This is a genomic window from Streptomyces sp. NPDC025638 (assembly GCF_055558775.1).
In genome coordinates this window covers 293351-317128 of the sequence record NZ_JBVHLX010000013.1, presented here as the reverse complement: position 1 = coordinate 317128, position 23778 = coordinate 293351, and the positions used below count along the sequence as shown (strand labels likewise).

Annotated in this window: 44 protein-coding genes; 35 read left to right on the top strand and 9 right to left on the bottom strand. The window is 69.0% G+C overall.

Annotation, left to right across the window (positions count from 1 at the left end; all coding sequences use genetic code 11):
- Positions 1–161: 161 nt before the first annotated feature.
- The 5 genes from ACZ4EG_RS31655 to ACZ4EG_RS31635 all read left to right on the top strand — a co-directional run bounded on the left by ACZ4EG_RS31655 (position 162) and on the right by ACZ4EG_RS31635 (position 2015).
- On the top strand, positions 162–560 hold the full coding sequence (locus ACZ4EG_RS31655; protein ID WP_467793009.1) for a hypothetical protein: 399 nt from the start codon (positions 162–164) through the stop codon (positions 558–560).
- Positions 561–615: 55 nt separating this feature from the next.
- Positions 616–798, top strand: coding sequence for a hypothetical protein (locus ACZ4EG_RS31650; RefSeq protein ID WP_467793008.1), 183 nt, complete (start codon positions 616–618; stop codon positions 796–798).
- 163 nt (positions 799–961) lie between these two features.
- A complete protein-coding gene (locus tag ACZ4EG_RS31645) occupies positions 962–1144 on the top strand; it encodes a hypothetical protein (RefSeq protein WP_467793007.1) in 183 nt (60 codons plus the stop codon).
- Positions 1141–1401 (top strand): helix-turn-helix domain-containing protein, encoded by a 261-nt coding sequence (locus ACZ4EG_RS31640; protein WP_467793006.1) that lies wholly within the window; start codon positions 1141–1143, stop codon positions 1399–1401. Before ACZ4EG_RS31645 ends, ACZ4EG_RS31640 begins: the two co-directional genes overlap by 4 nt.
- Positions 1398–2015: a hypothetical protein gene (locus ACZ4EG_RS31635; RefSeq protein ID WP_467793005.1), complete on the top strand. Its 618-nt coding sequence runs from the start codon at positions 1398–1400 to the stop codon at positions 2013–2015. The genes ACZ4EG_RS31640 and ACZ4EG_RS31635 overlap by 4 nt, the downstream gene beginning before the upstream one ends.
- Before the next feature lie 246 nt (positions 2016–2261).
- Here the strand turns inward: ACZ4EG_RS31635 and ACZ4EG_RS31630 are convergent, their stop codons facing one another.
- Positions 2262–2726, bottom strand: a complete 465-nt coding sequence (locus ACZ4EG_RS31630; RefSeq protein ID WP_467793004.1) for a GIY-YIG nuclease family protein — start codon at positions 2724–2726, stop codon at positions 2262–2264.
- A gap of 71 nt (positions 2727–2797) precedes the next feature.
- The gene (locus ACZ4EG_RS31625; RefSeq protein WP_467793003.1) at positions 2798–3064 is read right to left on the bottom strand and encodes a sigma factor-like helix-turn-helix DNA-binding protein; all 267 of its coding nucleotides are present in this window, start codon (positions 3062–3064) and stop codon (positions 2798–2800) included.
- A gap of 189 nt (positions 3065–3253) precedes the next feature.
- Here ACZ4EG_RS31625 and ACZ4EG_RS31620 point away from each other — a divergent pair, with 189 nt between their 5' ends.
- The 9 genes from ACZ4EG_RS31620 to ACZ4EG_RS31580 all read left to right on the top strand — a co-directional run bounded on the left by ACZ4EG_RS31620 (position 3254) and on the right by ACZ4EG_RS31580 (position 9020).
- A complete protein-coding gene (locus ACZ4EG_RS31620; protein WP_467793002.1) occupies positions 3254–3424 on the top strand; it encodes a hypothetical protein in 171 nt (56 codons plus the stop codon).
- Positions 3421–3627: a hypothetical protein gene (locus ACZ4EG_RS31615; RefSeq protein WP_467793001.1), complete on the top strand. Its 207-nt coding sequence runs from the start codon at positions 3421–3423 to the stop codon at positions 3625–3627. The genes ACZ4EG_RS31620 and ACZ4EG_RS31615 overlap by 4 nt, the downstream gene beginning before the upstream one ends.
- A 134-nt stretch (positions 3628–3761) precedes the next feature.
- Complete coding sequence (locus ACZ4EG_RS31610; protein ID WP_467793000.1) at positions 3762–4655, top strand: hypothetical protein; 894 nt, start codon at positions 3762–3764, stop codon at positions 4653–4655.
- Positions 4656–4699: 44 nt separating this feature from the next.
- A complete protein-coding gene (traA, locus tag ACZ4EG_RS31605; RefSeq protein ID WP_467792999.1) occupies positions 4700–5287 on the top strand; it encodes a plasmid transfer protein TraA in 588 nt (195 codons plus the stop codon).
- A gap of 6 nt (positions 5288–5293) precedes the next feature.
- Complete coding sequence (locus tag ACZ4EG_RS31600) at positions 5294–7315, top strand: hypothetical protein (RefSeq protein ID WP_467792998.1); 2022 nt, start codon at positions 5294–5296, stop codon at positions 7313–7315.
- 227 nt (positions 7316–7542) lie between these two features.
- The gene (locus ACZ4EG_RS31595) at positions 7543–7746 is read left to right on the top strand and encodes a hypothetical protein (protein WP_467792997.1); all 204 of its coding nucleotides are present in this window, start codon (positions 7543–7545) and stop codon (positions 7744–7746) included.
- 10 nt (positions 7747–7756) lie between these two features.
- Positions 7757–7951, top strand: coding sequence for a hypothetical protein (locus tag ACZ4EG_RS31590; protein ID WP_467792996.1), 195 nt, complete (start codon positions 7757–7759; stop codon positions 7949–7951).
- Positions 7952–7960: 9 nt separating this feature from the next.
- Complete coding sequence (locus ACZ4EG_RS31585; protein ID WP_467792995.1) at positions 7961–8551, top strand: restriction endonuclease; 591 nt, start codon at positions 7961–7963, stop codon at positions 8549–8551.
- 16 nt (positions 8552–8567) lie between these two features.
- On the top strand, positions 8568–9020 hold the full coding sequence (locus tag ACZ4EG_RS31580) for a hypothetical protein (RefSeq protein ID WP_467792994.1): 453 nt from the start codon (positions 8568–8570) through the stop codon (positions 9018–9020).
- A gap of 237 nt (positions 9021–9257) precedes the next feature.
- On the opposite strand, the gene ACZ4EG_RS31575 is transcribed toward ACZ4EG_RS31580, so the two are convergent.
- The 5 genes from ACZ4EG_RS31575 to ACZ4EG_RS31555 are packed head-to-tail and all read right to left on the bottom strand — an operon-like array spanning position 9258 to position 10543.
- Positions 9258–9431 carry a hypothetical protein gene (locus tag ACZ4EG_RS31575; RefSeq protein WP_467792993.1) on the bottom strand — a complete coding sequence of 58 codons (174 nt, stop codon included), beginning with the start codon at positions 9429–9431 and terminating at the stop codon, positions 9258–9260.
- Entirely contained in the window at positions 9428–9598 is a 171-nt protein-coding gene (locus tag ACZ4EG_RS31570; protein ID WP_467792992.1) for a hypothetical protein, read from the bottom strand. The genes ACZ4EG_RS31575 and ACZ4EG_RS31570 overlap by 4 nt, the downstream gene beginning before the upstream one ends.
- Positions 9595–9849, bottom strand: coding sequence for a hypothetical protein (locus ACZ4EG_RS31565; protein WP_467792991.1), 255 nt, complete (start codon positions 9847–9849; stop codon positions 9595–9597). The genes ACZ4EG_RS31570 and ACZ4EG_RS31565 overlap by 4 nt, the downstream gene beginning before the upstream one ends.
- Complete coding sequence (locus ACZ4EG_RS31560; RefSeq protein WP_467792990.1) at positions 9846–10193, bottom strand: hypothetical protein; 348 nt, start codon at positions 10191–10193, stop codon at positions 9846–9848. Before ACZ4EG_RS31560 ends, ACZ4EG_RS31565 begins: the two co-directional genes overlap by 4 nt.
- Complete coding sequence (locus ACZ4EG_RS31555; RefSeq protein WP_467792989.1) at positions 10190–10543, bottom strand: hypothetical protein; 354 nt, start codon at positions 10541–10543, stop codon at positions 10190–10192. Before ACZ4EG_RS31555 ends, ACZ4EG_RS31560 begins: the two co-directional genes overlap by 4 nt.
- Before the next feature lie 130 nt (positions 10544–10673).
- Between ACZ4EG_RS31555 and ACZ4EG_RS31550 the strand changes: the two genes are divergently transcribed.
- From ACZ4EG_RS31550 to ACZ4EG_RS31525, 6 genes are all read left to right on the top strand, one after another.
- Positions 10674–11060 carry a WYL domain-containing protein gene (locus ACZ4EG_RS31550; RefSeq protein WP_467792988.1) on the top strand — a complete coding sequence of 129 codons (387 nt, stop codon included), beginning with the start codon at positions 10674–10676 and terminating at the stop codon, positions 11058–11060.
- Positions 11061–11078: 18 nt separating this feature from the next.
- Entirely contained in the window at positions 11079–11423 is a 345-nt protein-coding gene (locus ACZ4EG_RS31545; RefSeq protein WP_467792987.1) for a ParB/Srx family N-terminal domain-containing protein, read from the top strand.
- Positions 11424–11439: 16 nt separating this feature from the next.
- Positions 11440–11604, top strand: a complete 165-nt coding sequence (locus ACZ4EG_RS31540) for a hypothetical protein (protein WP_467792986.1) — start codon at positions 11440–11442, stop codon at positions 11602–11604.
- A 9-nt stretch (positions 11605–11613) separates the two neighbouring features.
- Positions 11614–11910, top strand: a complete 297-nt coding sequence (locus ACZ4EG_RS31535; RefSeq protein ID WP_467792985.1) for a hypothetical protein — start codon at positions 11614–11616, stop codon at positions 11908–11910.
- Positions 11911–11967: 57 nt separating this feature from the next.
- Positions 11968–12267: a hypothetical protein gene (locus tag ACZ4EG_RS31530; RefSeq protein WP_467792984.1), complete on the top strand. Its 300-nt coding sequence runs from the start codon at positions 11968–11970 to the stop codon at positions 12265–12267.
- Positions 12268–12433: 166 nt separating this feature from the next.
- Positions 12434–13051: a PASTA domain-containing protein gene (locus ACZ4EG_RS31525; protein WP_467792983.1), complete on the top strand. Its 618-nt coding sequence runs from the start codon at positions 12434–12436 to the stop codon at positions 13049–13051.
- 57 nt (positions 13052–13108) lie between these two features.
- Here ACZ4EG_RS31525 and ACZ4EG_RS31520 read toward each other — a convergent pair whose 3' ends face one another.
- Complete coding sequence (locus ACZ4EG_RS31520) at positions 13109–13252, bottom strand: DUF7218 family protein (protein ID WP_467793074.1); 144 nt, start codon at positions 13250–13252, stop codon at positions 13109–13111.
- 59 nt (positions 13253–13311) lie between these two features.
- Complete coding sequence (locus ACZ4EG_RS31515) at positions 13312–13515, bottom strand: hypothetical protein (protein ID WP_467792982.1); 204 nt, start codon at positions 13513–13515, stop codon at positions 13312–13314.
- Between the two features lie 95 nt (positions 13516–13610).
- Here ACZ4EG_RS31515 and ACZ4EG_RS31510 point away from each other — a divergent pair, with 95 nt between their 5' ends.
- From ACZ4EG_RS31510 to ACZ4EG_RS31440, 15 genes are all read left to right on the top strand, one after another.
- Positions 13611–14177, top strand: a complete 567-nt coding sequence (locus ACZ4EG_RS31510; protein ID WP_467792981.1) for a hypothetical protein — start codon at positions 13611–13613, stop codon at positions 14175–14177.
- A gap of 180 nt (positions 14178–14357) precedes the next feature.
- Complete coding sequence (locus ACZ4EG_RS31505; RefSeq protein ID WP_467792980.1) at positions 14358–15743, top strand: hypothetical protein; 1386 nt, start codon at positions 14358–14360, stop codon at positions 15741–15743.
- Between the two features lie 96 nt (positions 15744–15839).
- A complete protein-coding gene (locus ACZ4EG_RS31500) occupies positions 15840–17366 on the top strand; it encodes a phage portal protein (RefSeq protein ID WP_467792979.1) in 1527 nt (508 codons plus the stop codon).
- Entirely contained in the window at positions 17366–18379 is a 1014-nt protein-coding gene (locus tag ACZ4EG_RS31495; RefSeq protein WP_467792978.1) for a hypothetical protein, read from the top strand. Before ACZ4EG_RS31500 ends, ACZ4EG_RS31495 begins: the two co-directional genes overlap by 1 nt.
- Before the next feature lie 53 nt (positions 18380–18432).
- A complete protein-coding gene (locus ACZ4EG_RS31490; RefSeq protein ID WP_467792977.1) occupies positions 18433–19152 on the top strand; it encodes a phage scaffolding protein in 720 nt (239 codons plus the stop codon).
- A 152-nt stretch (positions 19153–19304) separates the two neighbouring features.
- On the top strand, positions 19305–20204 hold the full coding sequence (locus tag ACZ4EG_RS31485) for a phage major capsid protein (protein WP_467792976.1): 900 nt from the start codon (positions 19305–19307) through the stop codon (positions 20202–20204).
- Positions 20205–20269: 65 nt separating this feature from the next.
- Positions 20270–20653: a hypothetical protein gene (locus ACZ4EG_RS31480; protein WP_467792975.1), complete on the top strand. Its 384-nt coding sequence runs from the start codon at positions 20270–20272 to the stop codon at positions 20651–20653.
- Positions 20654–20655: 2 nt separating this feature from the next.
- Complete coding sequence (locus tag ACZ4EG_RS31475; protein ID WP_467792974.1) at positions 20656–21102, top strand: hypothetical protein; 447 nt, start codon at positions 20656–20658, stop codon at positions 21100–21102.
- On the top strand, positions 21102–21434 hold the full coding sequence (locus ACZ4EG_RS31470; protein WP_467792973.1) for a hypothetical protein: 333 nt from the start codon (positions 21102–21104) through the stop codon (positions 21432–21434). The genes ACZ4EG_RS31475 and ACZ4EG_RS31470 overlap by 1 nt, the downstream gene beginning before the upstream one ends.
- 73 nt (positions 21435–21507) lie before the next feature.
- Positions 21508–21879 carry a hypothetical protein gene (locus ACZ4EG_RS31465; RefSeq protein ID WP_467792972.1) on the top strand — a complete coding sequence of 124 codons (372 nt, stop codon included), beginning with the start codon at positions 21508–21510 and terminating at the stop codon, positions 21877–21879.
- Positions 21876–22325, top strand: coding sequence for a hypothetical protein (locus ACZ4EG_RS31460; protein ID WP_467792971.1), 450 nt, complete (start codon positions 21876–21878; stop codon positions 22323–22325). The genes ACZ4EG_RS31465 and ACZ4EG_RS31460 overlap by 4 nt, the downstream gene beginning before the upstream one ends.
- Positions 22322–22549 carry a hypothetical protein gene (locus tag ACZ4EG_RS31455; RefSeq protein WP_467792970.1) on the top strand — a complete coding sequence of 76 codons (228 nt, stop codon included), beginning with the start codon at positions 22322–22324 and terminating at the stop codon, positions 22547–22549. Before ACZ4EG_RS31460 ends, ACZ4EG_RS31455 begins: the two co-directional genes overlap by 4 nt.
- Positions 22549–22737, top strand: a complete 189-nt coding sequence (locus ACZ4EG_RS31450) for a hypothetical protein (protein ID WP_467792969.1) — start codon at positions 22549–22551, stop codon at positions 22735–22737. Before ACZ4EG_RS31455 ends, ACZ4EG_RS31450 begins: the two co-directional genes overlap by 1 nt.
- Before the next feature lie 3 nt (positions 22738–22740).
- A complete protein-coding gene (locus ACZ4EG_RS31445; protein ID WP_467792968.1) occupies positions 22741–23301 on the top strand; it encodes a hypothetical protein in 561 nt (186 codons plus the stop codon).
- Positions 23302–23369: 68 nt separating this feature from the next.
- Positions 23370–23771 (top strand): hypothetical protein, encoded by a 402-nt coding sequence (locus ACZ4EG_RS31440; protein WP_467792967.1) that lies wholly within the window; start codon positions 23370–23372, stop codon positions 23769–23771.
- Positions 23772–23778 lie beyond the last annotated feature (7 nt).

Sequence of the window (23778 nt, the reverse complement as noted above, 5' to 3'; positions counted from 1 at the left end):
GAGAGACGCCGGAGGGCGCCACAGAGGCTCAGACGGGCGCCTGCGCCCCCGGAAGCCACACACGGCCGCCTGACGCCACGACAGCCGCCCGACCCTCCCGCACCCCACCCGACACCCCAACAGCCGCCACACGGCGGCACAGAGCCAGAGAAGAGGCCCGCATGGCCATCGCCGATGACCTGGCACTCGGCCAACTCCGCCGCGAACTCGCCCGCCTCGTAGCCCTCGCCGACACCGCAGAACGCCCCAAGCCCGACGTGATCAACCCACCCGAGCACGGCATGGCCGGACACGAATGGCATGTCGTACAGGACGCGCCATACGCGACCACGCCGCCGCTGTGGCTCGTGCGTGCCGTCGACGACTCCGAGACCAGCGACTGCGTTTACGTCGCCCAGCCGGACCCCTACGTGAAGGACGACTGGGAACGGCAGCTGGACTTCATCCCCATGCGCCCCACCGATGCCCGTCGCCTTGCGATGGCGCTCCTGGCCGCCGCCGACCGCGCATCTCACCTCACGGCGAAGGTGCCCCGCCTCGAAGACCGCCGCCCCGCCTGACCCGCCCCGGCCGCCCCCACACCCGGGGCGGCCCCCACCCAACACGGAGACACAGATGACCAGCACGACGATGAGCCCCTACGGACGCGGCAACTGCCCCGTCTGCCACCGCGAGATGAACCTCAACAAGGACGGCAAGATCCGCCACCACGGTGGTCCCACAGGCAGCGGCTACATGCGGCCCCGCGCCTACCGCTGCAAGGGCGCCGGACAGAACCCGGAGCCGCCCCGTGACTGAGCGATGGACCACCCACGAACTCCCCGGCATCCGCTGGGACCCCGCCGACGAACCACCCGACGACTGGGACGACGACATCCGCCTGCTCCCCCCCAGACCTCCGCGGCCAAAAAGCCGACATCCAAGCCCGCATCACCGAAATCCAACTCACCGGGAGCTACCTGTGACCGCCACCCAGCGCCCCCGCCCGCGCCTGCAACTCACCGCCCGCACCTGGGACATCCTCCGCCGCTGCTACCGCGGCCAGCCCCCCGCCGACGTCCTGGAGCAGATGGCCGTCCTCAAAGCCACCGCCGACGGACACCTCGACGCGAGCGGGCGGATCAAGCAAGGCAGGCAGCCGTGAGATCACCCGGCTACTACGGCAAACCCCTCAGCCCCGGCCAGATCGCAGCTCTCCGCCTCGCCGCATCCGGCTACACCAGCCAGCAGATCGCCACCCGCCTCAACACCACCGAAACCGGCGTCCACCTGCGACTGAAGGAAGCACAGATTCGGCTCGGCGCCCGCTCCCGCACCCACGCCGTCGTCATCGCACTCCGGCGAGCCCTCATCCACTTCGACGACCTCGACCTCCCCGACCAGCGAAGGACCGCCGCATGAGCGACCAGCCGCACTACCCGTACCGCGACGGCGATGTCGCCGTCCTCGGCCCCGAAGTCTTCGCCACAGCAGACGGCATGACGATCAGCTGGAAGGGTGCCAACTACCGGCGTGACTACGGCGACCCCCAGCCTGCGCCCGACCCGGCGGCCGACCCTGCCCAGCTCGCCGCTGCCATCGACCGGGTCCGCGGCTACGCCCAACACGCGCTCGCGGCGGACGGCCCCACAATCGGCCTGAGCCCCGGCCACATCTTGGCCCTCCTCGACACCGACCCCATGCGCATCACGGCACAAACGGCCGGCCAGCCCGAGCCCGCGACGATCACCGACCCGGAATGGCTCAAGCAGCAGTACGCGAAGGCCCTCGCCGCCGAAGACGTGAACTGGGGCTACGACCACGGCTTCGGCACCCTCGACGACCCGGAGACCGCGGCATTCGCCGACGCCGTGATCCGCGTCCGCGACCGGCACCTCCAGCAACTCCGGCAGCGACTCGAACTCGCCGACCACACCCTCCGCGAGATCCTCACCGGAGGACAAATCACCGGCGACCGCATGGAGCGGTGGAGGGCCGTGCTGGACGAACTCACCGAACAGACCGAACCGGCCTGAACGCTGTGGCATCCTGACCCCAGCACGGCTCCAACCGGCTACGGGCCCAACTCATTGGCGTGAGTGCCCCCGACCGCCCCGCCCCTGCCCCGTCCGACCAGCAGGAGCGGGGCGGACGCGTGTTGTCAGTGGCCGCGCGTATCCTCGAACCGCTGCCGACCGCACCTGCTCTGCCGGCCGGACAGTGCTGCTACATGCGTAGGCCCCCGCCGATCCGTCGACGGGGGCCTCGCTGCTGGGTGGGGGCTACTTGGTGAAGTACTCCTCAACCTCATCCGCCGCGTATCGAGCACCCTGGTACCCCGGCAGGCGACAAGGGAAGCCCGGCCGTCCAGCGATCTCGCGAACAGTCTTCGGGGCGTACCGAAAACGCCAAGCGATCTCCCTCACGGAATAGGTTCCTGGCACCCTCGGTTCGACGTGCCGATGGCGGTATACCTGGTTGTGCTTCGGCCGCTCCCTCATGATCGCGCGCTTCTCTTCAGCCGCTGCCACGTCGCGAGTCGGATACCAACGGACGTCGTAACGGTTTCCCGCCGCTCGCCACCACGGCTTGCTCTTGTGCTCGCTCCACCGGATGGTCAGGTTGTTCGTGATGCCGACGTACAGCAGTACGTCGTTGGCGTTGTAGATCCGGTACACGCACGTCTCCGGCGATGGCTTCTGCCAGTCGGCGAGTAGCCCGCTCTCGGTGCGAATCGGTACAGTCAAGGCAGTGCCTTCCTTGCAAGGGGTTCGGCGCTTCACAGCCCGGGCGGTCTTCCACACCGCTCGGGCTTCTCTCATTCGTCAGACGGCGGTTCGAGTTCCTCAGCGAGGATCTGCCGGACGCGTCCGAAGCTGATGTTCATCTCCTTGCCGATCGCCCGGAGTGTCATCCCGCTGTCCTTCATCTCCTGGACGGCCTCCTTGCGGCGGCGTCTCCACTCCAGCGTGGCCGCGTCCATGGCTGCATCCAGTCGACGCGCCCTCTCTGCTGCTGGCGCGTCTACCGCTACGGCGGCGATGGCTTCGCGCACGCGCCGCACCTCCTCCGCCCGGTTGTCCATGTCCGTTCCTTCCCGGGGTGGGGAGGCGGATCTCCATGCCGTCTTGTGTAGTCAGCCTACACGTGTGTAGTGTGGCTACACAACGGCTCGGAGGCTCCGTCTCCGACCGTCGCACCAATGCAAGGGCCCCGGACGGGAGTTCGCACCTCCCGCCGGGGCCAGCCTTCCCTGACGTGACCAGGAGAGACCGTGCCCGATCGTAACGGCCAACCCGCTGGCCAGCCCAGCCCCACGCTCGCGCCGCAACCGAACCGGATCCTCGCCGAGCCGGCCACGCCCGCCGCGTGCGCCGCCGACTACGAGGCCGGCGCCGACGTCCGCCACACCCTCGCCGCCCAAGAAGCGAGGACCCGCCGATGACCAGCACCTGGCCCGACGGCGTGACCACCCGCTACGCGAACCTCGCCGGCGCCACCGTCGACATCAGCACCAGCCCGGCCACCGGCAAGACCCACGCCCTGTGCACCGGCTGCCCCTGGGCCGAGAGCAGCAGCACCCCCGGATACGTCCACGGCCAAGCCCAAGCACACGCCGAGCGCTGCCGCGCCCTGCCGCGCCCCTGAGACCGCCGTGCTGGAGGCCCACCGGTCCCCAACCCGTCCCTCCAGCACGGCAGCCGTCCCGCTCGCACCCGTTCCCCCACGGCCGAGCGGGACGGCACCCCCATTCCCAACCCACCTGCTCCCGGAGGAGCACCGTGAAGACGCGCCGCACCGACGACCACAAGCCCCCCGCCATCCTCCACGGCGCCCGCGCCCTCGCTCTCCTCTCCCTCGTGTGGAGCGGCTACGCCATCACCGACCTCATGCACTCAGGGCCGTTCGGCCTGTCCGTCGCCGTAGCCGGTGACATCGGCTGGATCACCGTGCTGTGGGCTGAATGGCGCGGCATCGCCCTCAGCGGCCGACGCTGGGCCGCACCCGCAGCGGGCTGGCTCATCGCCGCCGGCGTAACCGCCCTCCTCGTCCTCCACGGCGCCGAGCACAGCCGGGCGCAGGCGATCGCCGGACCGTTCGTCGTCCTCGTCGGGAAGATCGTGTGGGCGTTCGCCCTCGCAGCGATGAAGGACCCGGCCGCCCCCACACCGGAGCAGCAGGCCGAGATCCACGCCGTCATGCGGGACTCCGCTCACGAGGCGGCCATGCTGCACGTGCGCGCACAAGGACGCATCGCCCGGATCCAGGCGGAGGCGAGCGTCACCCTCGCGCGAGACGAGGCCGACTTCGAGATCGGACTGGAGCGGCTCGACAAACAGGCCGAGATTCAGCGCCGCACCCCCCTCGCGATCGCCCCGCCCGAGCGGCCCGCCGTGCTCGCTGAGCCTGCCCGCGAGCAACCGACCACGTTCGCGAGCACCACCCGAAGCAACCCGAGCACTGTCCGCGACCACATCGCGAACAGTGCATCCACCAGCACGAACACCGATCGCGAGCAGCCGAGCATCGCCGACCTCGTTCGCGAGCAGGTCGCGAGCACCACGAACAACCGCGACGCCGTGGACGCCGTGATGGCCGTCCTGCCGGCCGCCAACCGGGCCAGTGTCTCCGCTGCCGTCCGCCGCGAGCGCCGCAACACCCAGGGCTACGCCTGAGCCCATTTGACCACCAGCCGACCCATCCACAAGAGGGGATATCCGTGGCCGTCAACGGAACCGCCCACACCAACATGCGCAAGCCCCCGCAGAACCCGCAGCAGCCGACCTACCGAGGCCAGTCCCCGAAGCAGCGCCAGCAGGCCCGCCGTCAAAAAGCCGCTGGCGGAGCCACGAAGAACCGCACCACGAACCGCACCAAGACCCGCGAATACCACATCCACATCAACAAAGGCAGCAACAACGCGGGCGACGCAGGCGCGCAAGGCCAGTGGTCGAAGCAGTCTCCGATCGGCGACGCCGAGTTCCTCTCCGCCGGCCACGTCCGCGCCTTCGCTGAACGCGGCCGCCGCGCCATGCGCCAAGCCGCCATGGACTTCTCCTACGCCCACGAGGCCCTCCGCGCCGTCCTCCGTGAAGTCCCGCCGCCGCAGGGCGAAGGCCGCGGCCAGATGTACGCCAAGGCCAACCGGGTCGCCCGCCAGTTGAAGCGGGCCGCGAACGCCGCGCAAGCCGCATCCGCCCACAGTGCGCGCACCTGGCCGGCCTATCTACGGGAGTACGCGCCGCAGCTCAACCAGTACGGCGGGCCCCGCCCGCAGGCCCGCCAGCGTCATAACTTCGGAGCGTGATCCATCATGATGGCGAGGCGCGAACAAGCCGAACACCGTGGTCAGCACGGTTCGCCCGAGCTGACCCCGGCCCGCGCACACAGCGGGCTGTGGACGTTTCTCGGCGACAAGGCAATCCAGCACAGTGCGCCCTTTGCGGTGTGGCTGGCCGAGTGGCCGGCCGCTGCTGCCGCGCACTGGCAGTGGGGCGGCAGCGCGGTGGCCAGCGCGTTCCTCACCCTGTCCGCCGTCGGGATCACCGGCACCACGTGGTGGGCGGGCATCGAACACGGGCTGAAGCGGCAGCGCCTCGCTATGGCCGTGGGCACTGCGGCCGCCGCATCGGGCTGGTTTGCCGGGGCTGCGATCGGCGGCGCCGACACCGCGGTCGCCGTCAACAGTTGGCTGATGGGCGGCCCGACGATCGCCCTTGCCTGGGCGGTCAAGCGAGCCTTGCGAACAACGGAGAACACGCAGGCCAGCGGCGACAGCACGGAGAAGAACCTGTTCGAGAAGATCGGTCTGGCCAAGGCCCGTGCTCGCGGGATCACGGCCTCCCCGAACAAGGTCGTCATGCCCGTCGAGCTCGACCGCGGCCAGCAGACCCACGACGACGCAGCCAAGGCAGCCAAGGGCCTGGCCGGGGTGGCGGGCCTGCCCGAGAACGCGGTCCGCTGGGAGAAAGACCCCGAGGACGCGGGCCGCGGCCAGTACGTGTTCATCCCCGAGGACATGCTGAAGGAGCCCACGCCGTGGCCGGGCCCGTCCTGCCCGGGCGGCAGCATCGCCGACGCGCCGATCCCCGTCGGCATCTACGAGGACGGGCCGGTCTGCTCGATCTGGTTCAACGGCGACGAGGCCGCGGGCAGGAATGCGCAGCACTACCAGGTCATGGGGATGACCGGCGCAGGCAAGTCGCAGGGGGGCCGGGTCGCGCTGGTGGACCTCATGACCCGCCGTGACGTCGTTCTCTGGCTCCTCGACCCGTCGAAGGGCACGCAGACGTTCGGGCCGATCCTGCCCGGCGCGGACTGGGCCGCCCTCTCGATGAGCGAGTGCCAGCAAGTGATCGGCGTCCTCCCGAACGTGATCACCGCCAGGGCGAACCAGCTCGGCGAACACGGCCACGACCAGTGGACGCCGGAGGCCGGCGCGCAACTCAACATGCCCTATCTGATCGTGTGGTTCGAGGAGGTCGCCAAACTGTTCCGTGACGGCGTCGACCTCGCGCCGATCGCGCAGGAAGCGCGGTCGGCCGGCATCAGCCTGGTGTTCTCCTTGCAGCGTTCGTCGCACACGAGCATGGACACCGATGTTCGGGCGAACATCGGCGGAGCTGGGGTGTTCGGCACGAACAGTGCCACCGACTCCGGGTTCGCCCTGTCCGACGACACCATGGACGCGGGCGCCCGGCCGGAAGCCTGGAAGAACAACAAGCCCGGCTACTCCTACTGGGAAGCCAGCGGTCTCGACGAGGAACGCTTCGCCACACCGACCCGCACCTACCTGATGGACAAGCAGGTCGCCGCCGAGGCCATCGCTCGCTACAAGGGCGTGCGCGCCCCAGATGCGGGCCCGGTCACCGCGAAGGCCGCGGGCCCGGCCTACGCGAACCGGAAGCGGTACGACTCCGCGGAGCAGGCTGCCGCGGAGCGGCCCGTCGTCGAGGCCACCGGGGACCCGGACTTGGACGCCGACGACATGGCGCTGCACGCCACCGACCCCGAGTACGCGGACATCCCCATCGACATCGACCGCGCCCTGCCGCCCGTCCCCGACGGCATGGATGTTCGACTTGGCCAGCCTGCAGGCCCGGCCCGGGAGATGAGCCGGGAGGAGTCCCTTGCTGAGCTCGAAGTGGTCCTCAACGAGTTCGTCGACCGCCACCAGCTGGAGTTCGGGCCGAAGGACATCACCCCGCATCTGGACCGCATCGGAAAGTCCGCCAGCTGGGTCCGCAAGGAGTTCCGGCGTCTCGAAGCCGACGGCACCCTGTCCACCACCGACGAGGCCGGCATCTACCGGATCAACGTCGCACAGCCTGTCTGACCTGCACGAACGTCACGGAACACGGCCCGCACAGCGGGCTCTCGTGACGGAACAGCCCACCGCACAGCACCGAACAGGGCCTCACAGCCCGCTGGCCAGCCGAAACAGCCGAACAGCACTGTGAGGCCCACCGCACAGCCCCCGCTGATTTCCCTATACGCGCGCGCGAGGAACAGCCCCCTCACAGTGCGCCTCACACCCCCGCCGAACAGCCCGTGGAGACCGCCGTGAAGACCCTCGCAGACCTCGCCGACGCCTTCGCCTGGGTCGTTTACGGGGCCGCGTTCCTGGCCGTGCTGTGGCTCTTCGACCACCTGCCGCAGGGGCCCGCCTTGGTGGTGTCGATCATCGTGGGCGTCGTCGCCTGGTTCGTGGGGCGGGCGCTGCAGCGGCTGGCCAACTTCCTGCTCTCCCTCACCCGCGTCCGCTAAGGAGCGCTCCATGTTCACCGGATCCGACAGCGAGTACCGCAAGGCCGTCGCCAAGACCAACGAGCTCGGCGCTCAGATCGGCGACCTGCTCCAGCAGATCGAGCAACTCGGCGTCGGCATCGTCGCCACCCGCGGCAACGGCCAGATCATCGGCCCGACCTTCACCGTTCGCCGAGTCGGCGACAACTGGATCTTCCACGCCTAGGAGCCCCTCATGACCGCCAAACGGAAGACCGGCCGCATCGATCCCAAGACCGCGGCGGCCATCCTGGTTGTGCTCGCCCTCGCCGCCTGCCGGTGGATCGCCGACCACCTCGCCGCCGTCGTCCTCCTCACGGTCGCCGTACTCGCTGCGCTGGTGGTCATACAGCTTCGGTTCCGTCCGATGCTGCGCCGTCGCCGGGCGAGCCTCCGCACCCACGCGGATCCGCACCGCATGAACCCGAAAGAATTTGAGGAGTTCCTCGCCGACCTGTGCCTCCGCGACGGCTGTTCCCGCGTTCAGGTCGTCGGCGGCGCCAACGACCACGGCGCCGACGTCCTGTACGTCGACCCGCACGGGCAGCCCGGCATGATCCAAGCGAAGCGGTACGCGCCGGGCAACAGCGTTGGGAACGAGCACGTGCAGATCGTCAACGGCACCTATCGCGACGCCCACAACTGCCAGCACGCGGCGATCGTCACCACCAGCCACTTCACCGAGCCTGCCAAGCGGTATGCCAAGCGCACGGGTATCGCCCTTGTCGACGACCACCGCCTCACCGCCTGGATCAACGGCCGCCGCGCGGCGGCCCCCTGGAACTGAAGGAGACCCGCACGCCATGTCTGCGCTGCCTGAGCGGTACCAGCGCTACGCCCAGACCGAGCGCCTGGTCCGGCCGGTCGAGGTCGAGTTGTACGACGACCGTGACCCGGTCGTGTGGGTGCCGGACGCCTACGGGGAGATGGTGCAGATGCGCCGCTCTCAAATCCCCGCGGTGGTCCGGCCAGAGCCGCGGGACCTGACCCCGCAGCCGCTGTTCGACCCGGTCGCGCAGCGGATGCTCGGCGGCGGTATCGGAGTCGGCGCCGCGGGCGCGGGCATCGGGTTCGGCCTCAACCAGGTTGCGGCGGGGATCGCGGTGATGGGCACGTCGGGGGTGATGATCCTCGGGGCGCTGCTGCTGGCCGCGTCCGGGCTGCGGGGGCGGAGCATCGTCAACATTCGGAACGAGTCGCACACGCACGTTGAGCAGAAGTGGTTCGGGCGTACTGACGTCACGAACAACCAGTGAGCTGCCACACTGAGAGCCGAGGCCCCGCCGCGCACCCCCGTCGCGGCGGGGTTTCTGCATGCCCGGGTAGTGACAGGCGCGTGCGTTCGGGCGTAGCGTCCCGGGGTAGCGGCAGCCGGGGGGCGCCCCGGCATTCGCAGTGCTGGGTGGTGGGTTGGAGCTGCGAACTTCCCCCACCCCAGGCTGCCGCGTGAACGTGAATGGCCCCGCTCCGGAGTTGTCCGGGCGGGGCCTTCGTCATGCGGTGGGCTGCTCGAATCGTCGTCGGATGTGTTCTTCCGTCACCTCGAACCGAGCAGCCCGCTCCTCGTTGGTGAGCCGCCCGTCACGTTCGATGGCGCGCCACGTGTACCAGGCGAGGAGGTATGCGTCGTGGGTGGGGAAGTCCTCACGGCGCGGCTGGCAGTTCACGTGGGTTCCCCGTTCGGGTGCTCGGGTGGGTAGTCGACGCAGTCCTTGGTGTGCTTGATCTCAACGACGGTCCCATCCGCACGGCCGACGATGACGCGCACATCCATGGTGGTACCGGTGGCGTGGCAGTGGGGGCAGTCGATGTCACCCTGGGGTGGCTCGCTCATGTGGGTTCCTCGTCCGGGCGCACCGGGCCCGCGCTCACGTGCGGGTCGATCAGGTCGATGATGTCGCCTGCCGCCACGATGTTCCCGTCCTCCAGCGGTAGGCCGACCTCTCGCGCGTAGGCCCGCTGCTGCTCGGCCAGTTCGTGCGCGTGCTTGGCCAGCGCCGCGAGCACGAGACGTTCATCGTCGGCCGCCGACTGGTCCGGGCGCCGCGTGACGAGCGCCGTCATCAGGTCCTGGTACGCGCTCATGCGGTCGTCTCCTCGCTGCCCACCGGGCCCGTGGGGTCGAGTAGGTCGCGCAGTGCCTCGGGTGACGGCATGGGCATGCTGCGGTACGCGGCGATCGCGCGCTCTCGTACCTGGGTGTGCACGTCGACGCGCCCCTCGGGTTCGCCCCAGACGATCCGGTTGGCCACTCGGCACCGCACGTCCTCCGGTACGCCTTCGTCGACCATCGCGCGGTCGGCTACGGCGAGTGTCTGCCGCAGCTGCTCTGCCTGCGCATGCTGCACCGGGTCCGTGAGGAGCGCTTTGCGCATGCCGGGCTGCTGGTCGAGGTAGCGGTTGAGGGTGTGGTCGGTGTACTCGCTCATCGGGTGTTCTCCTCGCTGCTCACCGGGCGCTCGTGGTTGGGCCACGTGGTCGTCCCTTCATAGTGGCGTCCCTCGTGCCCGGCAGGCAGCTCGCAGCGTTCGGTGCCGAGGCTGTTCGGCGCGTCACCGACCGCGTTGCAGCGTTCGGCGTCCACCCGGTTGGCGATCTTCCGCGCCCACTCCCGGCTGTAGGGCGTGTGCTCCGAGATCGTTGTGAGCGGAAGCCCGGCGGTGCGCGCGTCGGCGATCGCGTGTTCGAGGGTGGTGCGCGTCTTCTCGTGGGCGGCGGTCGCGCGGTCGAGCTTGCGGATGTGGGCGGCCGCGTCGACGGGGCTGATGTTCGGCGTCATGCAGGGATGGTCTCACGGATCAGCGCCAACTTTCTAGACGAATGACTGCCAACTATGTTGCAGCCTCGACGTCGGCATGTCATGCTGAGTGCGTCAACAAAGTTGGCAGTCGAACGAGGGGGGAACGCAGATGAGGCACACCAAGAACGAGACGCAGCACCAGACCCTCACCCGCCTCATCACCGCCCTCGACAAGCAGCAGCCCGTCACCATCACCTACATCAAGGCTGACGGGTCGGAGACCATCCGCACGGTGGAGCTCTACGACATCGTCATCAGCAACGCCGGCGACATCCTCCTGAAGGGCATGGACCGGGCCACGGGGGAAGCGCGCAGCTTCCGGACGGACCGCATCCAGGCGTACACGATCCACAGGACCCACTACGTGATCGAGACGCCGGCCGCCGACGACAAGCCGGCCCGCACCGCCGGCCTCGCCTCGGTCACCGTCCTGTACCCCGTCGACTGCCCCGCCACCGCCCGCGTCCAGCTGCTCGCCGACGCTTTGGCCGCCTGACCCGATCGGAGTCCCGGAATGCTCGGCATCATCCCCATCGCCACCGTCCTCGACATGGCCACCCCCGACGACGACGAGACGGTCGACTGCTACACCGTCCGCGACATCCTCGACCACAAGCGGCGCTCCGAGCACTACCCGGACCTGTTGGAGGAGATCCGCCGGGACGGCCTCGAACTCCCCATCATGATCCGCACCTACCGCGGTGAGCCGTGGCTCGTCGACGGCCACCACCGCGTTGCTGCCGCCATCGACCTCGGCATCACCCACCTCGTCTGGTCCGACCTGCCCCTCGAAGTCGAAGACCGCCCGCACAACCGTGTGATGCGCGGCGACTGGGGCCCCTACCGGCCCGCCACCTGACTGATCGGAGAACCCCATGCCCCGCATGATCGGCCGCCACTGCCCCGACGGCCCCGGCGGCCGTGACTGCCACTGCTGCGGTCAGGCCCCCGGCCGCGACCGGAAGACCGCCCGCCGCAGGGTGAAGCGCTCCGAGCGGCAGCAGTGGAAGCGCACCGTCCGCCTCACCCTTGCCGCCTAGGAGAACCCCATGCAGAACCAGACAGAACCCATGACCGCCGAGCGCCTCGCCACGATCGAGGCAGCCATCAACAGCCCCGCCGGCCTGACGGCGGCCGACGCCTGCGAGCTCCTCGCCGAAGCCAAGCGCGCCCGCACCGACGCGGACGACCAGTACATGGAGGCCGACTACTGGCGGGAGAGCTACCGCCTCGTCAAGGGTCTGAGCGACGAGGAGATCGGCGCCATCATCGCCGTCCGCGACGCTTCCAAGGCGCATCCTCGGCCCTGCCGTTTCCCGCACGAGTCCTGTACTTGCGACGACTGACCTTGCCGCTTGGTCCCCGCCCTACGCTCAACCCACCGCCACGAAAGGCCGCCCGTCGTGCAGATCTGCCCCGTCCACAGCACCCTCACGGAAGCCGACTGCCCTGCCTGCACTCGGGACTTCCTTGGCCTCCTCGGCGCCAACGCCCTCGTGGCCGTCCGACCGCCCGGCATCCTCGACGACCGCGACCTGCCCCCGCCGACCGGTCCGACGTGCGGCGGGATGAACCACGACAGCGCTGGAAACGAGGTCGTCTGCGAGCGCCCCGAACGCCACGAGGGTGACTGTGACGACGGCACTGGCCTTATGTGGGACCACGACGAAACCTGCGGCTGCTTCGACAGCCCCGCCGCCTGACCTGCCGCACGCAAGAGGCCCCGATCCGCCGCCCGGACCGGGCCCTCACCCATGCGCGGCCGCCCGCCCAATCCGGTCACAGGACCATCACAACCCCCGCAACCCACCCAAACTCCGCCTACGCTCACCCCCCGTCAGAACCCGCACTACCCAGGGGGGAAACACCGTGAACCGCAGAACACTCGCCTGCACAACCGCCGCCCTCATCACCATCCTCGGCACCGCAACCGCCTGCCAACCCGACAACACCAGCAGCAGCACCCCAACGAGCAGCGCCAACGGCGGCAACAAGGACAGCAGCGAGAAAAGGCCCATCCCCGACTTCGTCGGCATGGGCCTCCAATCCGCCCAAGACAAAGCCCAAGCCGCCGGCTTCTACAGTCTCGACTCCCACGACGCCCTCGGCCGGGACCGCATGCAGATCCTCGACCGGGACTGGAAAGTCTGCTCCCAGAACGTGAAGGTCGGCACCAGCGCGTCGACGGACACGAAACTCGACTTCGGCGCGGTGAAGCTCGCCGAGACCTGCCCCGCCAAGGACCAGGCCGCCCCTTCCGCCGCCGGGGGGACGATGCCCGACTTCCACGGGAAGAGTGTGAAAGCCGCACGCGGCGCGCTCGACTCCGGCACGTCGATCACCGTCAACGACGCATCCGGGCAGGACCGCATGGTGCTGCTCGAATCCAACTGGCAGGTCTGCACCCAGACCCCGAAAGCCGGGGCGAAGCTGAACGGGCAGCCCGTCACCCTGACCGCGGTGAAGTACGGGGAGTCCTGCCCCTGACATGGTGAGGCCCCGGAGCGCCGCCGTGCTCCGGGGCCCCAGCCCACCCGCCACCTTTCAGTGACGCTTACGCCCCCGCGCCTGCCGCGTCCGAGCAGCCTTACGGGACATGGCACTGCGCTGGACGTGCGTTCTTCCAGCGTTCGAGATCCTCGCCGCCTTCGACTTCGACGCACCCTGCCGCCGCAAAGCGCGATACACGGCGAAGCGCGTGCGATACACGAAGCCTGCGCGGCCGCCGCGATCCGAGACCACGACCGTCACCGCCCCTTGCGCGCGGCGCGACGCCGGCCGGCCGCCGCGAGTTTGGCCATGCCCGCCTTGCCGTACTTGCGCCTGCCCGCCGCGGCCGCGACTGCCGCCGGGTTCCGGGCGCCGGACTTGCGTGCGCTGGCCTCGACCGCGGCGAACCGCTTTCCGGTGCCGAGTTTGGGGAGCTTCTTGCTGCTCTTCTTGCTGGCCATTCCTGCCTCCAGCCATCCACCGCAGGGGTGATTCAAAGGCCCATAATGCTCGTAGCCTTTGAAGTCAAGGTACAGGCTGGCAGGAGGCATCCACCATGGCTACCCCCCGAGGTAACCCGCAGCAGGACGCGCGTGGCGAACGCACCGGGCGGTATGTTCGCACCCTCACCACCGCCGAACGTGACGCCCGCGTCGCTGAGCTCGTCGCCGAGGGCTGGTCGCAGCGTGCCATCGCCGCCGAAGTCGGCTACGCCCACCACAGCTCCGTTGCTGAAGCGCACCGCCGTGCCGTCCGCGCTGTTCTCCAAGGCCCGGCGGAGCACCTCCTTGATCTGCACATGCGCAGGCTGGAGTTCATGTTCGCCAGTCTGATGGAGATGGCCGAGGGCGATTACATCACCGTCTCCCACGGAAAGATCATCTGCGATGAGGAGGGCAACCCCGTCCCCGACATCGGGCCGAAGCTCGCTGCGTTCCGTGAAGCCCGCGCCTCACTCGAAAGCTTCCGGCGTCTGGTCGGCCTCGACCAGCCCACGAAGATCCAAGCGCAGGTCACCGAAGTCACCCAGCAGGACATCGAACTTGCCGAACTGATCCGCGAGACGCAGGCGCGGAACTCCGCCGAGGAAGCGCGAATCAAGGGGCAGAACGCCAGTGAGTAGCGCCTCGTGACTCCGTACCTACACGATCCCCGCACCGGCCAGCCCTACGACGCCGGGACCTTCGACCTCGGCGAGTACGTGGCCAGGGTGGACCCGAGGCTCCTGGGTAGCCCGGAAGGGCGCCGGGCACTGACACGGTTGGATCCCCTGATGTGGGCCGCTCTGTACGTTCCCCACCTGTTGAAGGACCACGAGGGCCGGATCACGTTCGGGGACGTCCACCTGCAGATCTACCGCGACGCCCTGGAACTGGTTCGAGACCCAGGCCCCAAGGAATCGCGTCGCGCCTATGTAGCGCCGCGAGGCTCAGGAAAGAGCACGACACTTTTCCTCGCGGTGCCGCTCTGGGCTGCCTGCCACGATCACGTTCGGTTCGTTGCCGCTTTCAGCAGTTCGGCCACACAGGCACAAGACCACCTGGCCGGCCTGCGACGCGAGCTCCAGACCAACAAACTCATCCGCACCGACTACCCCGATCTCGTCGTGCCAGCCCGGAAGGTGAACGGAACCCCGGTCGCGGATAGCCAGTCGATGCTCCACGCGACCTCAGGCTTTTCGTTTGCCGCCCGCGGCATCGATACGGAAGTCCTCGGCCTCGTCGACCCTGAGAACCGGCGCCCCGACATGCTGCTCCTCGACGACATCGAGGGCGAGGAAGGCGCCGGCTACTCCGCCTACCAGGCGAAGAAGCGCCTGACGACCCTGGTCGACGGCATCCTGCCGATGAACGACCGGGCGCACGTCCGGCTCGTCGGAACCGTGAACCTTCCCGGGGGCATCCTCGACAGGCTGACGAAGAGCGTGACGGAGATAGGCGAACCGGACCGCTGGATCACCGACGAGCGGTTCCGGGTCACGTACTTTCCTCCGCTGGTGCGTCTCGACGACGGGAGCCAGCGTTCTCTTTGGCCGGGGCGTTGGAGTACGGAGTACCTGGAGTCGATCTCTGCGACGAGGGCGTTCGCGAAGACGTTCGCCAACAAGCCTGTCCCGGAGGATACCGACTACTGGTCGCCGGACGACTTCACCTACGCGGAACTGCCCGCGGCCCGGCAGCTCCTGTCCATCGACGGCGCGGTGACGACGAAGAAGGCGTCGGACTTCACGGGCCTGTCCGTGATCGGCTGGGTCCCCGCGGCCGCGGTCGCTCCTGCGCGGTGCGTGGTGAAGCACGCCGAGCGGGTGAAGCTTCAGGGTGCGGCCCTGCGCGAGCGCGTGTTCCAGCTACTCGACTCGTTCCCGGAGGTCGGTGCGGTGCTGGTGGAGACGAACCAGGGCGGCGACATGTGGCGGGAGGTCCTGCACGGGCTGCCGGTCCGTCTGCTGACGGTGCACAACACGGAACCGAAGACGGTGCGGGCAGGCCGTCTGTTGAACCTGTACCAGATGGTTCCGCCGCGGGTGGTGCATGAGAAGCGGCTGTTGGACCTGGAGGAGGAGATGGTCGCGTTTCCGAAGGGCCTCAATGACGACCTTGTCGACAGTGTCGGCAACGGGGTCCTGCGGTTCCTGCGCCCGCCGAAGAAGAGCCCGCCGCCGAGCGCGGCGCGCGCAAGCTACGTGTGACCTTCGTTTCCAGCGTTCATGCGTGACCCTGGGCGACTTACAGCGACTCACCCGACCGTCTATCCTTCGATTCAAAGGTCGAGGCTGGAGGTCGCATTGGAAGACGAGACGCGCGCCGACCTCATGCTCGGAATCGAAGAGCTGAAGGAAGCACGCCCCGACTACGACCAGGCCGCCCTCTACTACGACGGCAAAGTCCCCGAAGTCTTCACCTCCACACGCATCCGTCGAGCCCTCCGCACCCACAACATCGACTTCGACCTCAACTTCGCCAAAACCCCCGTCGACGCCGTCACCGACCGCCTGGAAATCGCAGGGATCACCGGCCAGGACGACGCCACCACCGCCCTCATCTCCAAGATCTGGCAAGACAACCAACTCGACCTGGAAATGCCCGACGTGTTCCGGCGGGCCGGCGAGTTCGGCGACGCCTACCTCATGGTGCTCCCCGTCGAGGACGACAACGGCACCGTCGTCCGCGTCGAAATGTTCTACAACAGCCCGCAGACCGTCCGCATGATCTACGACGAGGACAACCCCCGCCGCAAGCGCCTCACCATCAAGCGGTACTGCGACGGCCCCTACGAGCGGGCCGAGCTGCTGTACGACGACCGCACCGAACGCTGGACCACCGGAGTGAACTCCCGCGGCGACCAGCCCGGCGACTGGATGCACTGGCCAGCAGACCCCGAGGACCCCGAGTCGTGGCTGATCGAGAACGACTGGGGCGAGCAGCCCTGCTTCCATTTCAGGAACGACCGCCCCTACGGCGTACCGGAGCACTACGGCGCCTACGGCCCGCAGAACGCCATCACCAAGCTCCAGTCGACGCATATGGGCACGGTCGACTACCAGGGCTTCCCGCAGCGGTACGCGCTCACCGAGGCAGCGAACACCGACACCTCGGATCTGGAGCCCGGCGACTTCGATGACGACGACTGGCCCCTCAACGAGAACGGCCGCGGCCCCTCCGATTCAGGTGACGACAGCAGTCTCAAGGCCGGGCCCGGTGAGTTGATGCTCCTGCGTGGCTTCAAGCAGGTCGGCCAGTTCGACGCGGCGAACCCGTCCGTGTTCCTCGACCCGATCATGTTCAACGTGCGGGCGATGGCGCAGATCACCACCACCCCGCTGCACCTGTTCGACCCGTCCGGGGAGCAGCCGTCCGGACAGTCCGTCCGAGCGCAGGACGCCCCGTTCACCAAGAAGGTCGCCAACCGGCAGCTCGCCTACGGAGCCACCCTGCGGGAGGCCTTCAGCTTCGCGCTGCGTCGCCTCGGTGTCGAAGACCCCGTGGTCACCGTCCATTGGAAGCCCGCCGAAACCATCGATGACGTCGAGGGTTGGCAGACCGTAGCCGCGAAGATCGCAGCAGGCGTGCCCCGCCGACAGGCACTGATCGAGGCCGGATACCGGGCGGAGCAGGTTGACGCGTGGCTCGCTGGCACTGATGACGCCGAGCTGCAGCGCCGCGTTGATGTCCTTGCCTCGCTGGCCGACAGCGCGCAGAAGCTGGGCAGCGCTCAAGCCCTCGGCGTCATCACCACAGAGCAGGTCACCGGTCTGCTGTCCGGCACGATCGACGACCTTGAAGCCCTCGCCGTAGCGCAGGAGGAGGGCTGATGCCGTACTCCAGCGACCGCCTCATCACCCTGGTGCAGGACGACCACACCGGTGAGGTCATCGACCTGGAGAACCGGCTCGCTGCCACCATCCTCCGCGGCGCCGACCGCGCGTTCGAGGAACTCATCCGCCGCACCCTCACCGCCTGGACCCGCGCCTACGGCGGCCCGGACCAGCCCGCCACACCAGGTGAAGCGCTGCGGAGGATCCTCTCCGCGGCCAGGCTCGCCGCTCGCCGTCTCCTCGACGACCTTGCCAGCCGTGCGCCATCGAGGATCGCGGCCGGTCTCGGCCCGGCGTTGGCGATGGGGGTACGGCAGGGCACCGAGTTCGTGCGGGCCGCGTCTGGCCGTCGGCGTCGGGAGCCGCGCGTGCCGTCCGTCAGCCGTGTGCTGCGGGACGAGGCGCGCCGGATCAGGGACTTGGTGGGCGAGCGCCGTGACCGGGCCGTGTTCTTGCTGCACCCGGACCGGGTGACCCGCTGGTCGCACCTCCTCGCCGGGCTCGGCGCCGCCCGCGCTGTCCTGCCAGCGATCCGCGCGCACATCGCGTGGGTCATCAACACCGCCGTCCACGAAGGCCTCGACGCGGTGGTGCGGGCGACGGCACCGCTGCGGGTGTGGGTGTCAGAAGCAGATGCTTGCGTGCGCTGCATGGCCTACACGGGGCGTGTGGTCCGGAACGATGAGCCGTTCCCTGGTGGCCTCTCTTGGGACCCGCGGCAACGCCGCCGCGCCCCGGGCGTGGAGGGGCCCCCGCTCCATGCTCATTGCAGGTGCCGGGCAGTCCCCTGGGATGACGCGTGGACCAGCAACGGTGTGCCGTTCCCGCTGGCGTTGCAGCGTGAGGCGCACCGCTCCCTCGCCTACGGCACCGCGCGCCCCTCCGAATCCCGGGCCGCCCGCCTGCGTGCCGCCCGCGAACTGCTCCGCACCGTCGGTGATCTGCTGCCCGCGGTCGAGGCCCGCGCCCGCACCGCTGTCAGAACCGGCCGGTTCCCGGCCGCCGCATAAACCCCCGGCGCCCGACGATGGGCCGCCGCCAACCCCGTGATGGGAGAACACAGATGGGCATCCACACCACCGACCAGCCCGACGGCATCAGCCTGCCCCCAGGCACGATCCTCGGCTACCGCGCCGACGGACAGCCGATCCACATCATCGCCGGAGGCGCAGAGGACGACGACGGCCCGGACATCGAAGTCGAAGTCGACGACGAACCGGAGCCCGAGGAAGAGCCGGCCGACGACCCCGAGCCGGAGCCGGACGACAAGCCGAAGCCGAAGCCCCCGGCGAAGAAGACCGAGCCGGACGAGTACAAGGCCCCGTCGAAGGACGAGTGGGCGCGGACGCAGGCCGCGTTGAAGAAGGCCAACGACGATGCGAAGCGGCACCGGCTCCGCAACAAGGAGTTGGAGGAGGCGGCACGGGCGGGCGAGACCGAGCATGAGAAGGCGTTGCGGGAGGCCCGCGAGGAGGGCGAGAAGCGGTACCGGGAGCCGATGAAGCGCTCAGGGATGAAGGCCGCGCTGATCGAGGCCGGGTTCGCGAGCCCGGAACGGCTGATGAAGCTGGTCGACTGGGAGGCCCTGTCCGTTGATGACGACGGCGCGCTCCTGGGTGTCGAGTCCGAGGTGGACCGGATGAAGGGTGAGTACCCGGAGTTCATTCAGCAGGAGAAGCCGAAGCCGAAGCCGCGGCCGACGGGTGCGCCGCGTCCGGCTGCTGCGGAGAAGCCGAAGTCGACGGCGGAGTTGCACGCTGCCAGGATCCTGGGCAGGGCTTGACATCCGAAGGTACATTGGTGGCCATAGCTACGATTCGGTGATCGAATCCGGCTAGCACCTTTCTTGCGAAGGCGCCCGTGATGGGGCCCGAGCCTCAACCGCTTCCCCATCACGCCGCCCCAAGGAGGGCAGTAGCCATCGCACGCAACACCATGGAAGCCTGGATCCCCGAAGAGTGGGAAACGTCCAGGGTTGTCCAGTCCATCCAGCAGCTCTCCGCCGTCGAGGCACTCGCCGCCCGCATCCCCATGGGCTCCGACACCAAGCACGTCCCCCGCACCGCGGGCATGGACGTCGCAGTCGTCGCGAAGGGCGGCACCTACGGCGAGGACACCAGCCTCAACGACGAAGTCCTGCTCTCCGCGGTGAAGTTCGGCAAGGCCGTCCGTATCGCCGAGGAGGACATCGACGACTCGGTGGCCAACGTCATCGAGGCGAAGATGGTCGGCTGGGGCAAGTCCTACGCCAAGATGATCGACAACGCGTCGCTCGCCGTGTCCGCCGCGTCGAACGGCACCACCATCCCGTTCACCTCGCTGTACCAGCTGCTGAACACCACCGACGCCACCCTCAGCTACACCGGCGGCGCCAACATCACCACCGCCGCATCGTCCGGCGCCCCCACCTACAGCGAGTTCTCCACCGCCATCGGCCTCGTCGAAGCCGGCGACTACTTCGACCCCGGCTCGATGTACGCGATCGCCCACCCCGCCTTCCGCAAGAGCCTGCGCGGCGTCCTCGACTCCCAGAACCGGCCCATCTTCATCGAGGGCACAGCCGGCACCCCGGACACCATCTTCAGTGTCCCGATCCGCTGGTCGCTGGGTGCGAAGCTCGCGGCCACGGCCACCAGCGCCCCGACGGGCCGGTCCATCATGGCGTTCGTCAACCCGGAGCTGATGCTCCTCGGTATCCGCTCCGGCCCGGAGTCCGTGTTCATCGACGGACGCGACGGCCTCAGCGCCCTGACGGACGAGTCGATCCTGAAGATGCGCGCCCGCCGCGGATGGGCCTACGGCCACCCCAACGGCGCGTCCATCCTCGTCGGCTGACCACCCCACGACGCTGCACCGCCCGACGGCTCCGGGCGGTACAGCAGCAGGCAGGGAGGTGAGCCGTGGCAACCACCAGGAAGCCCGCCAGCAAGAGCACGTCGCGGACCCGGCAGCACCCCGCCAAGGCGGGCGAGCCCGAGGTCGAGGTCGACAAGCGGACCGCCGACGGCGCCGACGACATGCGGTTCGTGAAGGAGTTCGTCGTGCTCGCCGCACGCTGGAACGACGAGGACTACCAGCACGAGGCGAACCGCGCCGGAGTCGTGAACGAGGCGATCCAGCGGGGCCTGCACCCGCGCGGCGACGTGTCCTTCGACGGCGCCACGGAACACGCGGACGGTCTGTCCCTGGTGCTGGCGTACTCGGTGGAGACCGTCCCCGCGTCCGTCGACCACCACCCGGAGGACACCACCACCCCGCGTGACGTGATCGAGGGCGGGGCCTAGCCATGGTCAACGCCTGGGCGACCGCACAGGACGTCATCGACTCCACCGGGGTGTCGGTGACGGATGCGCAGCTTGCCCAGGCGCAGTCAGACATTGAGATCTTCACGAACCGGATCTTCGCCGACACGGCGCGACTGCGGACGCGGGATCTCCACTGGCTGGGCCAGGCCGTCGCCCGACAGGCGGCGTGGATCGCGGGGCAGTTCGGGCTGGAGACGCGGCTGGATGCCACGCAGATCCAGCAAGACCAGGTCTCGACCACGTTGCAGGGCGACGGTCTGGTCCTCGCACCCATGGCTGCGCGGGCGTTGAAGCGGGTGTCGTGGATGCGGTCGAGGACGGTGCACATCCGGTCGGCGGTGGAGGGCGCGGGCCCGATCGTCGGCGACGCGCTCTTCGACGGTTCGGACGAGCACATGGTGTGGGCGCCGTACACCGGGGGGCCGTGATGCCGATCGCTATCGCGACCACCACTCTCGCCGTGCTGCGCGGCACGACCACCGACATTTACGGCGACGAGCAGGACACCGACACCCCCATCGTGACGGGGATCCCGGCGAGCCTGACGGAGCAGTCCAGGCGGGTCACCACCCGCGACGACCCCACCCCGCGGATCGTCCGCTACGCGGTCGCCCGCGTCCGGGCTGGTACGGACGTCACCGATCAGGACCGGGTGCGTGATGAGCGCACCGGGGCCGTGTACATCGTCGACGCCGTCTCCCAGATGGCGAACCCCGCAGTGACACCGGATCTCCGGCTGGATCTGCGGCGCACCACCTAACAGCACAGGCCACCACAGCTCGGGGAGACCGGGCGGCCACGAGTACGAGACCGGCTTCGGAGAGGAGGCGGCCATGGCGCGATCCGGCGTGCGGATCGACCCCAGCGCACGCGCGCACGTCGACCAGGCGATCAACGACTGGTTGCAGGACACCATCGGCGGCGCCATCCTCGGCGACGCCCGCCAGTACGTCCCCAAGCGCACCGGCCGCCTCGCCGAAAGCCTCCGCGCCGAAGTCCACACCAAGGTACTGCGGGTCGGCTCCCTCGACGTGAACTACGCCACCGACGTAGAGATGGGCACCAGCCCGCACGTGATCCTGCCGCGGAACAAGCAGGCCCTGCACTGGCCCGACGCCGACCACCCCGTCGCCCGCGTCAACCACCCCGGCACCCAGCCCCAGCCGTACCTTCGGCCCGCTCTCCTGCAGCGGAGGACGCCATGAGCCTCCGCCTGCGCCCCACCCCCGAACTCGTCGCCACCGCCTGGCTGAAGACGATCGTCGGCGACCGCGTCGCCACGACCCTGCCGAAGGACAACAGCAGCTGGGCGGCGTCCGGGTTCTGCACGCTCGTCGTCGCCGGCGGCACCCCCAACCTGTACACCCCGCTGCGTGAGCCCGCGGTCGGTGTGGACTGCTGGGCGGTCAACCCGCAGTCGCAGAAGCCGCCGTGGAACAAGGCCGCCGCGCTCGCCGAGGCGATCCAGGCCGCCTGCTACGACCACCCGGCGATCCCACAGACCCTCACCCTTGGCACCGGATACCCGCAGGCGCGGGTGCTGTCCGCGTACACCACCGGCGAGCACCGCCGCGTCCCCGACGACCCGTCCAGCTACGCCCGCTACTCGATTCCCGGCCTCGTCATCGCCTGGACGGAGGTACCGGCATGAGCCGCTACGCCATCCAAGACGCCGGCCTGGGCGGGGACCTCCTCACCTGGAACGGACGCGTCATCGTCCACAACTCCAAGGGTGAGCTGGAGTTCCTGTTGACCGGCGACATCCGCATCGTCGACTGCCCCCGCTCGATTCCGCCCGAGCAGACCATCGCGCTGCCGCACCTGCCGCAGTTCGCCCACCACCGCTTTCCACTTCGTCGGGAGGACTACCCCTGATGCCGATCGTCCGGACCACCATGCGACCCGATCAGCCGATCGAGGTCGACGACATCGAAGCCTTGGACCTCCAGCGTCAGGGCCTCCTCGTCGACGACAGCACGACGCCCGCACCTCAGACCGCGGCTCCCGCCGCTCCGTCCACCCCGAAGAAGGCCGCCGCGGGCGGCACCAGCAAGGAGAGCTGACCGGTGAGTGTTACTACCACGAATCTGATTCAAGGCCCGGCGACCCTCTACTCGGGTGCTTTCGGGGCTGTCGAGCCGACCGACACCGCGGTCAACACCGTCCCGGCCGCGTCCGCGTGGACGGACCTGGGTGGCACCCAGGACGGCGTGAAGCTGTCCGTGGACCAGACCTACTCGGAGCTGGAGGTCGACCAGATCACCCTCCGCGTCGGCTCCCGGCTGACCAAGCAGGACTTCACCATCGAGACGAGCCTGGCCGAGGCCACGCTGGAGAACCTGTCGACCACCCTCAACGGCGGCACGTCCGCGTCGGGTGCGGGCTACAAGTCGTTCGACCCGAACGTGACGTCGAGCGCGACGCAGCCGACCTACTTCGCCGTGATCATGGACGGGTATGCGCCCAGCCAGTTCCGGCGCCGCGTCATCGGCCGTCGCATGCTCAACACCGACTCGGTCGAGCTCGCCTACACCAAGGACAAGCAGACGTTGATCCCGTTGAAGCTGGCAGGCCACTACGTCAGCAGCAGCATCACCCCCTTCCACATCGTCGACCAGCTCAGCTGACCTGCTGGTCCACCCCTGTCCGAGGTTTTTACGGACCCCCGTAAAAACCGCAGCGAGGAGCACCACCCATGGCATCCACCACCCCCGCCCGTACCCGACAGACCGCAGCGGCCCGAAAGCGCGCCGCGGCCCGACCGAAGCCCGCCGCCGACGAGGAGTACGAGCTCGTCGAACTGTCCAGCGCCATCGAGGACGAGGAACGCGTCGCCCTGTTCTCGATCGACGGGGAAGTCTTCACCGTCCCCAAGGTCGTGCCGCAGGGCATCTCCCTGGAGTTCGTGCGGCTCGGCCGCGAGTACGGCGAGAGCGTCGCGGCCGTCCGCCTGCTGGAGCGGATGCTCGGCCCGGAGGCATACACGGCGCTGGAGCAGTGCCCGACCCTCGACGACAAGAAGATGCAGAAGATCCTCGACATGGCGCAGAAGATCGCCTTCGGTAAGGCTGAGGTCAAGGGGGGAAAAGCCCGCTGACGTGGAC

Excerpts from the sequence above, each read along its gene's own strand:
- ACZ4EG_RS31655 (WP_467793009.1), top strand. The coding sequence starts at position 162 with ATGGCCATCGCCGATGACCTGGCACTCGGCCAACTCCGCCGCGAACTC.
- ACZ4EG_RS31650 (WP_467793008.1), top strand. The coding sequence starts at position 616 with ATGACCAGCACGACGATGAGCCCCTACGGACGCGGCAACTGCCCCGTC.
- ACZ4EG_RS31635 (WP_467793005.1), top strand. The coding sequence starts at position 1,398 with ATGAGCGACCAGCCGCACTACCCGTACCGCGACGGCGATGTCGCCGTC.
- ACZ4EG_RS31625 (WP_467793003.1), bottom strand. The coding sequence starts at position 3,064 with ATGGACAACCGGGCGGAGGAGGTGCGGCGCGTGCGCGAAGCCATCGCC.
- ACZ4EG_RS31615 (WP_467793001.1), top strand. The coding sequence starts at position 3,421 with ATGACCAGCACCTGGCCCGACGGCGTGACCACCCGCTACGCGAACCTC.
- ACZ4EG_RS31600 (WP_467792998.1), top strand. The coding sequence starts at position 5,294 with ATGATGGCGAGGCGCGAACAAGCCGAACACCGTGGTCAGCACGGTTCG.
- ACZ4EG_RS31590 (WP_467792996.1), top strand. The coding sequence starts at position 7,757 with ATGTTCACCGGATCCGACAGCGAGTACCGCAAGGCCGTCGCCAAGACC.
- ACZ4EG_RS31585 (WP_467792995.1), top strand. The coding sequence starts at position 7,961 with ATGACCGCCAAACGGAAGACCGGCCGCATCGATCCCAAGACCGCGGCG.
- ACZ4EG_RS31580 (WP_467792994.1), top strand. The coding sequence starts at position 8,568 with ATGTCTGCGCTGCCTGAGCGGTACCAGCGCTACGCCCAGACCGAGCGC.
- ACZ4EG_RS31570 (WP_467792992.1), bottom strand. The coding sequence starts at position 9,598 with ATGAGCGAGCCACCCCAGGGTGACATCGACTGCCCCCACTGCCACGCC.
- ACZ4EG_RS31565 (WP_467792991.1), bottom strand. The coding sequence starts at position 9,849 with ATGAGCGCGTACCAGGACCTGATGACGGCGCTCGTCACGCGGCGCCCG.
- ACZ4EG_RS31560 (WP_467792990.1), bottom strand. The coding sequence starts at position 10,193 with ATGAGCGAGTACACCGACCACACCCTCAACCGCTACCTCGACCAGCAG.
- ACZ4EG_RS31555 (WP_467792989.1), bottom strand. The coding sequence starts at position 10,543 with ATGACGCCGAACATCAGCCCCGTCGACGCGGCCGCCCACATCCGCAAG.
- ACZ4EG_RS31550 (WP_467792988.1), top strand. The coding sequence starts at position 10,674 with ATGAGGCACACCAAGAACGAGACGCAGCACCAGACCCTCACCCGCCTC.
- ACZ4EG_RS31545 (WP_467792987.1), top strand. The coding sequence starts at position 11,079 with ATGCTCGGCATCATCCCCATCGCCACCGTCCTCGACATGGCCACCCCC.
- ACZ4EG_RS31540 (WP_467792986.1), top strand. The coding sequence starts at position 11,440 with ATGCCCCGCATGATCGGCCGCCACTGCCCCGACGGCCCCGGCGGCCGT.
- ACZ4EG_RS31535 (WP_467792985.1), top strand. The coding sequence starts at position 11,614 with ATGCAGAACCAGACAGAACCCATGACCGCCGAGCGCCTCGCCACGATC.
- ACZ4EG_RS31515 (WP_467792982.1), bottom strand. The coding sequence starts at position 13,515 with ATGGCCAGCAAGAAGAGCAGCAAGAAGCTCCCCAAACTCGGCACCGGA.
- ACZ4EG_RS31510 (WP_467792981.1), top strand. The coding sequence starts at position 13,611 with ATGGCTACCCCCCGAGGTAACCCGCAGCAGGACGCGCGTGGCGAACGC.
- ACZ4EG_RS31495 (WP_467792978.1), top strand. The coding sequence starts at position 17,366 with ATGCCGTACTCCAGCGACCGCCTCATCACCCTGGTGCAGGACGACCAC.
- ACZ4EG_RS31490 (WP_467792977.1), top strand. The coding sequence starts at position 18,433 with ATGGGCATCCACACCACCGACCAGCCCGACGGCATCAGCCTGCCCCCA.
- ACZ4EG_RS31485 (WP_467792976.1), top strand. The coding sequence starts at position 19,305 with ATGGAAGCCTGGATCCCCGAAGAGTGGGAAACGTCCAGGGTTGTCCAG.
- ACZ4EG_RS31475 (WP_467792974.1), top strand. The coding sequence starts at position 20,656 with ATGGTCAACGCCTGGGCGACCGCACAGGACGTCATCGACTCCACCGGG.
- ACZ4EG_RS31470 (WP_467792973.1), top strand. The coding sequence starts at position 21,102 with ATGCCGATCGCTATCGCGACCACCACTCTCGCCGTGCTGCGCGGCACG.
- ACZ4EG_RS31465 (WP_467792972.1), top strand. The coding sequence starts at position 21,508 with ATGGCGCGATCCGGCGTGCGGATCGACCCCAGCGCACGCGCGCACGTC.
- ACZ4EG_RS31460 (WP_467792971.1), top strand. The coding sequence starts at position 21,876 with ATGAGCCTCCGCCTGCGCCCCACCCCCGAACTCGTCGCCACCGCCTGG.
- ACZ4EG_RS31455 (WP_467792970.1), top strand. The coding sequence starts at position 22,322 with ATGAGCCGCTACGCCATCCAAGACGCCGGCCTGGGCGGGGACCTCCTC.
- ACZ4EG_RS31450 (WP_467792969.1), top strand. The coding sequence starts at position 22,549 with ATGCCGATCGTCCGGACCACCATGCGACCCGATCAGCCGATCGAGGTC.
- ACZ4EG_RS31440 (WP_467792967.1), top strand. The coding sequence starts at position 23,370 with ATGGCATCCACCACCCCCGCCCGTACCCGACAGACCGCAGCGGCCCGA.